3 protein-coding genes are annotated in these 3,428 nt (G+C 75.9%); 1 reads left to right on the top strand and 2 read right to left on the bottom strand.

Going from position 1 to position 3,428, the window contains the following annotated elements:
- Positions 1–783 (bottom strand): response regulator (locus AC068A_RS36595; RefSeq protein ID WP_478590612.1); only part of this gene is annotated, 783 nt, incomplete at its 3' end.
- Positions 780–2,459 carry a sensor histidine kinase gene (locus AC068A_RS36590; protein WP_478590611.1) on the bottom strand — a complete coding sequence of 560 codons (1,680 nt, stop codon included), beginning with the start codon at positions 2,457–2,459 and terminating at the stop codon, positions 780–782. The genes AC068A_RS36590 and AC068A_RS36595, both read right to left, overlap by 4 nt.
- A gap of 289 nt (positions 2,460–2,748) precedes the next feature.
- On the opposite strand from AC068A_RS36590, the gene AC068A_RS36585 reads away from it, so the two are divergent.
- Positions 2,749–3,306: a pyridoxamine 5'-phosphate oxidase family protein gene (locus tag AC068A_RS36585; RefSeq protein WP_478590610.1), complete on the top strand. Its 558-nt coding sequence runs from the start codon at positions 2,749–2,751 to the stop codon at positions 3,304–3,306.
- The last annotated feature ends 122 nt before the right edge of the window (positions 3,307–3,428 follow it).

Genomic DNA, 3,428 nt, shown 5'->3' with positions numbered 1-3,428 from the left:
ACCCCACCCCCCCCCCCCCCCCCCTCCCCCCCCCCCCCCCCCCCCCCCCCCCCTGCCCCCCCCCCCCCCCCCCCCCCCCCCCCCCCCCCCCCCCCCCAGGCCGGTCCGGTGGGCCAGCAGCGCCGCCTGCACCCGGCTCGTGGAACCGGTCTTGTCCAGGATGGCGCCCACATGGGTCTTCACCGTGCCGGTCCCGATGCCGAGCCGCGCGGCGATGTCCTGGTTCGACAACCCCTCGCCGAGCATCGCCAGCACCTCCCGCTCCCGGCCGGTGAGCCGGGCGATCCGCTCGTCCGCGGGGGCGTCGCCCGCATCCTCCGGGCCGCCGGCGTGCAGCATGCGGGAGATCACCGCCCCGGTCACGCCCGGGGAGAGCACGGCGTCACCGGCGGCCGCCGCGCGGACCGCGCTGATCAGCTCCTGGGGGCCTTCGTCCTTCAGCAGGAACCCGGCGGCGCCCTCCCGCAGCGCCCGGACGACGTTGTCGTCGTCGCCGAAGGTCGTCAGCATGACCACGCGCGGCGCGGGGTCGAGGGCGAGCAGCGGAGCGATCGCGGTCAGCCCGTCGCACACGGGCATGCGGATGTCCAGCAGTACCACGTCGGGGTGGTGCGCCGCGGCCAGCTCGACGGCCTGCCGTCCATCGCGGGCCTCGGCGACGACGTCGATGCCGTCGGCGTGGCGCAGGATCAGGCGCACGCCGTGCCGGATCATCGTTTCGTCGTCGGCGAGCAGGACACGGATGGGCTGCCTGGGCCGGATGGGCCGGGCGGGCTCGGTCACGGGGTCTCCCAAGGTGCGGCGTCCCGGACCGACGGGACGGTGAAACGGTCGATGGCGATGAGACGCTGTGCGGCGTCGAAGCAGTAGCGGGCGACCCGCAGGGTGCCGGGGCGGGGCTCGGTGCCGCCGTTGAACGGGTAGATGCAGCCCGCAGTGCCAGGGGGGCGTGGCGGCTCGTGGGCGGTGGCCGCGGCCCGAACCGCCGCGTTGTCCAGGACGCCCAGCCCGGCCACGTCCCCGTACGTCATGCCGACGCGGGGCAGCGGGCGCGGCCCGGCATGGTCCTTCCGCGGCGCGGTGGCGTACACGAAGGCGGTCCCGAGGGCCATCAGCACGCTCAGCGCCACGAGCCCCAGGGTGAGCGTCAGTGCCTGCGCCACCCCGGAGTCGGCGTACTCGGCGTACTCGGCGTCCTTGGCGTCTGTGCCGAGGGTGCCGTCCGTGCCGTCCGTGCCGGGTACCTCGTCCGCTCCCCGCGGTACGGCGCCGGGCCGGCTGCGGGCGGGGGCGGCGCCGGGTTCGGCCGGGAAGGCCGCCTCCACCCGGAAGCCACCGGTCGGCAGCGGGCCGGCGTCGAAGGTCCCGCCCAACAGCTCCACCCGCTCCCTGAGCCCCGTGAGCCCGCGGCCGGTGCCCAGGGTCACGGCGGCGCCGGGGGGTACGGAGGGCACGGGGGGTTCGGGCGGGGCGCCGTTGCGGACGGTGACCTGGACCGTTTCGACGCCGTGCACCACCGTCACGGTGACGTGGGCCGCACCGGCGTAGCGGTGCACGTTGGTCAGGGCCTCCCGTACCAGCCGGTGCACCGCGCGCCGCACCGGCGTCGGCCGGGCGTCGAGGTCCGGCCCGGTCCAGTCGAGCCGTACGACGATCCCTCCGTCCCGGGACTCCGCCACCAGGGCTTCGATGTCGGCGCGGGTGCCGGTGGCGTCGGTCAGCGCCTCGGGCCCGGTGTCGCGGCCGAGCGGCCCGAGCACCCCGAGGGCCTGGCGCAGCTCGCGCATCGCGTCCCGGGTGGTCCGCCGCACCAGGACGGCTTCCTCGCGCAGCTCGGGATCGGCCCGCTCCAGGGCCAGCTCCAGCCCGCCCGCATGCAGCGAGATGAGGCTGAGCCGGTGTCCCACCAGATCGTGCATCTCGGCGGCGATACGGGAGCGCTCGTGGATGCGGGCCTCGCTGTCGGCGAGCCGGCGGGCCCGTTCGGCGGCGTCTCCGCGCTCACGCAGCGCTCGTACGAGGCGGCGCTGCTGCCCGTACGAGGTGCCGACCAGGCCGGGGACGATCACGGCGGTCGGGGTGAGGATGAGGCCGAGCGCGAGTCCGTACGGCACCCGTCCCGGGCCGAGCCAGGGCGCGGCCACGGCCGCAGCCACCACGACCAGGGTCGCCGCCGCGGCCGGCAGCCGGGCGCGCCGCCGCGCCGCGGCCGTCCGTCGCGCCACCGTGTACGCGGTCGCCGCCGTGACCGGGCCGACGCAGAACGCCAGGCCCGTCAGCGCGGCGAGCGCGAGGAGCACGGCCGCGGGGAAGCGGCGGCGCAGCGGGAAGAGCGCGGCGGCGACCGCCAGCGCCGGCAGAGGCGGATACGGGCGGGTCAGCAGCTCCAGGCCCGCGACCGCCACCCACACAGCCAGCCCGGCGAGCACCACCCCGGCCGTCTCCCCCGCCGCGCGCACGGCCCCGCCGGAAAACCGCGCGGGCCGACGACCGCGGGCAGGCCGGCTGAACGAACGGGCAGGAGGGCTACACCACACGCTGACCAGTATCGATACCGAAGACGGCGACGGCATGCGCCTCACGGCGGATCCGCGCCTCTGCCAAAAGACAGAGGCGCGGCGTCAGACGGAAGGACGTCCGGCGGAAGGACGTCCGGCAAGGACGTCCGGCGGAGCCACGAACGGGCGCGCCGGTGATCCCGGTGCGGGCTGCCGGTCGTTACGGAGGGGAACAGGAAGGAGATCCGCCATGCCGGCATACGGATCCGCCCAGCAGCCCACGACCGAGCTCGACGCTCGCTACAGTTCCGCGCTCAATCCCCGCCCGGGGGCCGAGGACGTCACCCCCACCGAGTGGGCCGAAGCCCAGCGGCGGTTGGAGGCCGCCGAGGTTTTCTGGGTCTCCACGGTGCGGCCCGACGGCAGACTGCACGTCACGCCCGTGATCGCCGCCTGGCACGGCGGCGTGCTGTACTTCTCCACCGGCCCGGGCGAGCAGAAGGCGAAGAACCTCGCCCATGACGGGCACTGCGCGCTGACCACCGGGGGGAACTCGCTCACCGAAGGGCTCGACCTCGTGGTCGAGGGCAAGGCGCATCCGATTGCCGACCCGGCAGTACTGGAGGAGGTGATCGCGGCGTACGAGGCGAAGTACGGGCCGCACATCACCTCGCCCGAGGGCACCTTCCACGGCATCGGGGACGCGTTCCGGCAAGGGAAGGCGATGGTGTTCGCGGTGGCCCCGACCACCGCGTACGGCTTCGGCCGCGACCGCGGGGTGTACACGCATACGCGGTGGACGTTCTGAGCAACGGCACGCCGTACGGGCTGCCCCGGGGGGGGGGGGGGGGGGGGGGGGGGGGGGGGGGGAGGGAGGGGGGGGGGGGGGGGCGGGGGGGGGGGGGGGGGGGGGGGGGAAAAAAACCACAA

The sequence above is a fragment of the Streptomyces sp. NPDC043854 genome, from assembly GCF_056436005.1.
The sequence above is the reverse complement of the archived record's forward strand: the minus strand, read 5'-3'. Positions and strand labels throughout refer to the sequence as shown.

Bases quoted from the DNA above. Each gene is read 5' to 3' on its own strand.
- AC068A_RS36585 (WP_478590610.1), top strand. From the start codon at position 2,749: ATGCCGGCATACGGATCCGCCCAGCAGCCCACGACCGAGCTCGACGCT.